Source organism: Oscillibacter sp., from assembly GCF_031978065.1.
GTDB lineage: Bacteria > Bacillota > Clostridia > Oscillospirales > Oscillospiraceae > Oscillibacter.
Genome location: NZ_DALZCH010000172.1, coordinates 1 through 3,928, shown reverse-complemented (window position 1 = coordinate 3,928; position 3,928 = coordinate 1). Strand labels below are relative to the sequence as shown.

Sequence of the window (3,928 nt, the reverse complement as noted above, 5' to 3'; positions counted from 1 at the left end):
CAACAGTTATCGGTCTATTGGGTTGAAAAGTTGAATCACCGAATCCATTTATGAGAGAGTTTACTTCGGCAAATAAAACGCCGCTACGCAAATCATCAGGAATGTCATTAAAATCTGTAAAGCAGCTTGATAATTCAGGTTGTGCAACTTTAACATCAGTCCTGCCAAAATAAGCATAGAGCGCATTGGCTGTCTCTGCACGCGTCATAGGATCAGTTTCCCGTTTTAAATCGTCCGCGATCCAAAAGCTTTTAGCCCAATTCATAGCTGCCCGATATATTTCCCTGTTTTTAACATTACTGTAAATAGCTAGCCCCGGTTGATAATATGTACCGTCATAGTTAGAAGTTGAATTTGATAATATTTGTGAAAAAACTCCCCATGTTACAATATTATCAAGAGATTTCTCAGCCTGTGGTACTTCATTAAACAAGTTATTCCCATCGCAATAATTTACCGCATCTGTACACCACGCCGGAACTTTGGCATATCCGAATACGGGGACGACCAGAGTCACCGAAAGGCAAAGAACTGCACAAACAAGACCTTGAAAAATCTTTTTCATATTCTATTACTTACATTATAGATTATTAATGTTGATTGTTCGAAGAATTGCCTCATTGTGTTCATCAATACACGCAATATCCAAGTATCTTCCATAGAGTGCCTCCCCATCCGCTATTTTTATAAAACTCAAATAGTACCCGGTAGTTTCACTTTGCAGGCGGGTATAAGCGTAACCAACAACACCATGGTCTCCATAATAGGAATGCTGATTAAGTGATAAATAAAATGGCCTATGATTGGTTAATTCCGATTTAACATTGTTGAACGTCGCGTCTTTGCTTGTCACAGTAGCATTCACACCATATAAACCAAATGAACCGGCAATATAGGAGTCTAACGTACCAAGACAAGAACCGCTTGCTTCGTTAAAATATTTATTTTTAACACCGTAGTCAGCGACAGCTAAGAAAATATCGCTGTAATTCTCCGACGTTATCCTTGAATAATTCTTATAGCTACCAATCATCCCGATTAGATTTGTAATTGCTGTTGGGCCGCAATTATTAGTATAATCATCCATGAAATCAGCGGTAGTGCAGAATGGGCAATGAGATTCAAATTCGTTTATGGAATCGCCGCCATAAACAAACGGCCCCTCATAATAGGTATTTGCCCACTCATAAGGATCCCGAATAGGATACTTTGATTTTGCTAAAACCGCCGGTAAGTTTGATGCGCTTCGCGCCTCGGCGAGGGTGTTGGAACATCAGAAACCACAACTCTCTCATTATTTATGGACGAAAGTGTTGAACTCCCGTCATCTTTATAATAATTCATCAAACCCGTGTATACTACGGTGTCTTCTTCCCCAAGATCAAGCAAATCATATACAGGCTCTAACTTATCAGAAAACTCCAATACTTTATTCGCAATATCGGGATATGCAGTTATAACGACATATCCATTGCGCTACCCGCTTGTATCTAATTCAAATGAATAAGCCGAAACTTTTCCGTCAGTCCCGTACATCGTCACAGTATTATTAATTTCTGTATCCGCTGTCCATGATATTTCAGGAAAAGATTGGCTTTCATTAATAAAATTTATTGCAATTATTTCCGCAACATTTTCAGGAATAGTATCTGGCTGCACCGGTGATTCCATACTCACAGCCTGAGCAGGAAAAATAAGGACTGAAATCACCATCATCACTGCGAATAGACACTGCAACCCCTTTTCTTCATAAATTAAATTCTCTATTCTTTTTTGTGTTATTTGTCACAAAAATCCAACATTTTTATTGTTGAATTTATTTAAATCATAGCACTTCAATTTTAAATGTCAACCTAAATTACCAATAAATTACATTTTTATGACGGCATAGTTATGCTTAATTCCAACCTGAATTCAAAAGAGTAAACAAGATGTATCCATATTATTGGGAATGTCCGGTGCATTAGCTTATGAACGTCAAGGAGACTGTGCCGGATCTTTTTCCAAAAATCCGATTTTTCTATCAGAATTTTTCCACAAAAGATGATGGCTGCGGGAAAATTCCCGCAGCCATCATCTTTTGTGTACTTGCAGCCATCGCGCTCCAGCGCGCCTTGTCTTTAAAAACGCCGCGTTTGACGCCGCGTTTGACGCCGCCTTTTAATCTGCTTCTTCGGGCCGCGTCGTCCGTAAAATATAACGATTTTTGATCCGCTGCAAGTGATTGTACATGGCCTGATAGGCTGCTTCATAATCGTTCACTTCCAGTGCGTCCACAATGACAATGTGCTCCCGCGTCGCCGATTCAAAGGAAGTGCCCAAGGTGGAGCTGAGCATTAGGCAGCGGTTGCTATGGGTATTGATTCGCTCCGTCAGGTCCAGAAGAAAACGGTTCTCAGTCCCTCGGGCCAGTGTAGTGTGGAATATATAATCCTGATTAATATACTCCAGATAATCAGACGCGCTGGACATCAGCGACTGCTTCTGGCAGTCAATACTTTCGCGCAGCTTTCGGATCAGAGCAGGCGTTACTTTATCTTTCAACTGTTCTATGACTAAAAGCTCAACGGACTGACGCACAAGGCTGATGTCGGCAATGTCACCTTCGGTGAGGGGAGATACGACAATACTCTTTCCCTGGACTTTTGCCAGTCCATCCTCCACCAGACGGTGCAGGGCAGTACGGATCGGCGTCCGACTGATAGACAACTCAGCACTGAGTTTTTCCTCTATCAGAACGTCGTTCGGCGCAAACTGGCTGGATACAATCGCATCCCGTATCACCTGATACGCCTTGTTAGACAGTGTTTCACTTTTTTTCAGGGGAGCTAATGACAAGTAAACCAATCCTTTTCATCTTTTAGTCATCGACAGCACAGCAGCGCCCATCAGCGCGGAATCAAAAAATCAACCTTCGATCAAATAGTTTTCCAGAGTACGCAGCATAATGACCGGCAGTTTACCAAAGGAATACTCCTTATGGACGCGCTCGGTCCATTTGTGGGCGTCCTTGCCGTGGCAGCCGAAGTTTAGGGCCGGAATGTTCAGGCGCTTGATTTGATCCAGAGGAACATTGTAGTGTGCCTTCATACTGGGGAGATTTCTAATCAGCGTTTCCGCCGAGCGATCCGTGTCGTCCAGCTTCAAATAGCTGCTGTCGGTGAGGACAGGGAAAAACTGCATCATTTTCAGATCCTCGCCCATTTCCTTGCCAATTTCCCGAAGCAGGCCGGTGACGCTGTCCAGCAGCGCGGCTTCCTCGGGGACCTCGCGCTTGAGGGTGTTGCGGGGGCAGTAGGGAGGGGAGAGGAACAAGATGACGGTGGGGGTGTTGATGCTGACAACGGTGGCAAGATGCTCCACCATCTTCAAGCACATCTCCCGGCGATCCATATTCGCTTCCAGCGCCTCTTTGGTAATGGCGTCCAGATCGGCGTCCACGTCGGCCTTGACAGACAGGGCCTTTGCGTAAAGCTGGCTGTAATCCATCACCTTCAGGCTGTACTCCCGCTTCTTATATGTCATGCCGGTCATCTTGCAGTAAACCTTGTTCTGCTCGTCTGTATAGGTATCTACCGTCTTAAGGGCATCCTCCGCCACCTTGCGCAGGCGGGCGAAGATGTCCTCTATCTCCATATTGTGAATAAAGTAGTTGAAATAGACATATGCGGAAAACGCGGTCTGAACGTCATAGGAGGGTTTGAGGTCCTTCATCTTCATGACGGTGGGGGGCATAGCGTATTCGTGATTGTATACGTCGCTAAACTCCGCGCGCATGTCCATATTGCGGACAATCTCAGCGGCAACCATAGAAGCGCTGAATCCATTAAAGCCCTGCCCGGAGCGGGTGGGCGTCCCGTGAAGACACAAGCAGGGACGAATCTTCCCGACAGCTCCGGCATGGAGGTACTGGCAGGGTTCGCCGGGG

At 44.8% G+C, this 3,928-nt stretch carries 5 protein-coding genes and 1 pseudogene; 1 reads left to right on the top strand and 5 read right to left on the bottom strand.

Going from position 1 to position 3,928, the window contains the following annotated elements:
- From RTK01_RS16155 to RTK01_RS16145, 3 genes are all read right to left on the bottom strand, one after another.
- On the bottom strand, positions 1–565 hold a 565-nt coding region (locus RTK01_RS16155; protein ID WP_312281953.1), incomplete at its 3' end, for an S-layer homology domain-containing protein.
- Positions 566–580: 15 nt separating this feature from the next.
- On the bottom strand, positions 581–1,087 hold the full coding sequence (locus RTK01_RS16150; RefSeq protein WP_312281952.1) for a C39 family peptidase: 507 nt from the start codon (positions 1,085–1,087) through the stop codon (positions 581–583).
- Positions 1,088–1,476: 389 nt separating this feature from the next.
- Complete coding sequence (locus RTK01_RS16145) at positions 1,477–1,719, bottom strand: hypothetical protein (protein WP_312281951.1); 243 nt, start codon at positions 1,717–1,719, stop codon at positions 1,477–1,479.
- A 251-nt stretch (positions 1,720–1,970) separates the two neighbouring features.
- Between RTK01_RS16145 and RTK01_RS16140 the strand changes: the two genes are divergently transcribed.
- The gene (locus RTK01_RS16140; RefSeq protein WP_312281950.1) at positions 1,971–2,210 is read left to right on the top strand and encodes a hypothetical protein; all 240 of its coding nucleotides are present in this window, start codon (positions 1,971–1,973) and stop codon (positions 2,208–2,210) included.
- Here RTK01_RS16140 and RTK01_RS16135 read toward each other — a convergent pair.
- Together RTK01_RS16135 and RTK01_RS16130 are read right to left on the bottom strand one after the other, a co-directional pair.
- Complete coding sequence (locus RTK01_RS16135) at positions 2,161–2,838, bottom strand: GntR family transcriptional regulator (RefSeq protein ID WP_312281949.1); 678 nt, start codon at positions 2,836–2,838, stop codon at positions 2,161–2,163. The two genes, RTK01_RS16140 and RTK01_RS16135, sit on opposite strands and share 50 nt — an antisense overlap.
- Positions 2,839–2,907: 69 nt before the next feature.
- Positions 2,908–3,928, bottom strand: a pseudogene (locus tag RTK01_RS16130) (peptidase M20); the annotation flags it as partial.